This is a genomic window from Paenibacillus amylolyticus, from assembly GCF_003719335.1.
GTDB lineage: Bacteria > Bacillota > Bacilli > Paenibacillales > Paenibacillaceae > Paenibacillus > Paenibacillus amylolyticus_D.
On sequence record NZ_RIAS01000042.1, the window covers coordinates 1 to 990 of the forward strand.

General features: G+C 50.8%; 8 tRNA genes and 1 rRNA gene. All 9 read right to left on the reverse strand.

The features are described 5' to 3' along the window. The 9 genes from EC604_RS29385 to rrf all read right to left on the reverse strand — a co-directional run bounded on the left by EC604_RS29385 (position 1) and on the right by rrf (position 863). Positions 1-71, reverse strand: a tRNA-Gly gene (locus tag EC604_RS29385). Between the two features lie 11 nt (positions 72-82). Continuing rightward, positions 83-163: transfer RNA gene (locus tag EC604_RS29390), tRNA-Leu, on the reverse strand. A 12-nt stretch (positions 164-175) separates the two neighbouring features. Further along, positions 176-248: transfer RNA gene (locus EC604_RS29395), tRNA-Lys, on the reverse strand. An 8-nt stretch (positions 249-256) separates the two neighbouring features. Beyond that, positions 257-331, reverse strand: a tRNA-Gln gene (locus EC604_RS29400). Between the two features lie 8 nt (positions 332-339). Further along, positions 340-415, reverse strand: a tRNA-Val gene (locus EC604_RS29405). 13 nt (positions 416-428) lie between these two features. Further along, a tRNA-Glu gene (locus tag EC604_RS29410) sits at positions 429-500 on the reverse strand. Between the two features lie 10 nt (positions 501-510). Continuing rightward, positions 511-583, reverse strand: a tRNA-Thr gene (locus EC604_RS29415). A gap of 3 nt (positions 584-586) precedes the next feature. Then, positions 587-662: transfer RNA gene (locus EC604_RS29420), tRNA-Asn, on the reverse strand. A gap of 84 nt (positions 663-746) precedes the next feature. Next, a 5S ribosomal RNA gene (gene rrf, locus EC604_RS29425) occupies positions 747-863 on the reverse strand. Positions 864-990 lie beyond the last annotated feature (127 nt).

Consider the following 990-nt stretch of genomic DNA (forward strand, 5'->3'; position numbering starts at 1 on the left):
GCGGAAGACGGGAATCGAACCCGCGACCCTCGCCTTGGCAAGGCGATGCTCTACCGCTGAGCCACTTCCGCAAAATAAGGGATGCGCGTGGAGGGACTTGAACCCCCACGTCAAAGACGCTAGATCCTAAGTCTAGTGCGTCTGCCAATTCCGCCACACGCGCATATAATAAAAGTGAGTCATGAAGGATTCGAACCTTCGACACCCTGATTAAAAGTCAGGTGCTCTACCAACTGAGCTAATGACTCATAGTAAATGGCTGGGGATATAGGATTTGAACCTATGCATGACGGAGTCAAAGTCCGTTGCCTTACCGCTTGGCTAATCCCCAAAAGTAGATGGTGGAGGCTGAGGGGATCGAACCCCCGACCCTCTGCTTGTAAGGCAGATGCTCTCCCAGCTGAGCTAAGCCTCCATAGGTATTGCTATGACCCGTAGGGGATTCGAACCCCTGTTACCTCCGTGAAAGGGAGGTGTCTTAACCCCTTGACCAACGGGCCCCATTTGCAGAGCTCTCAACCGGGATCGAACCGGTGACCTCATCCTTACCATGGATGCACTCTACCTACTGAGCTATGAGAGCAAATGGCTCCCCGAACAGGACTCGAACCTGTGACAACTCGATTAACAGTCGAGTGCTCTACCAACTGAGCTATCAGGGAATAATATGCATTTGCAGTGCAAATGCAATTCATCATACAATGTCCACATGCAGAGCCTGTTTTCTATGTAAGATGAAAGAGTTCGCTTGGCGGCGTCCTACTCTCCCAGGACCCTGCGGTCCAAGTACCATCGGCGCTAGAGGGCTTAACGGTCGTGTTCGGGATGGGTACGTGTGGAACCCCTCCGCCATCGCCACCAAACGCGATTGGTCGAAGCATAGCTTCTTCCATTCATTTGGAACTGAAAACCATACACACATTCTGTGATGTACCGATTTTCACTTCATTCAGAGTGTTGTTCTCTGAAAACTAGATTCGAAACGAAATT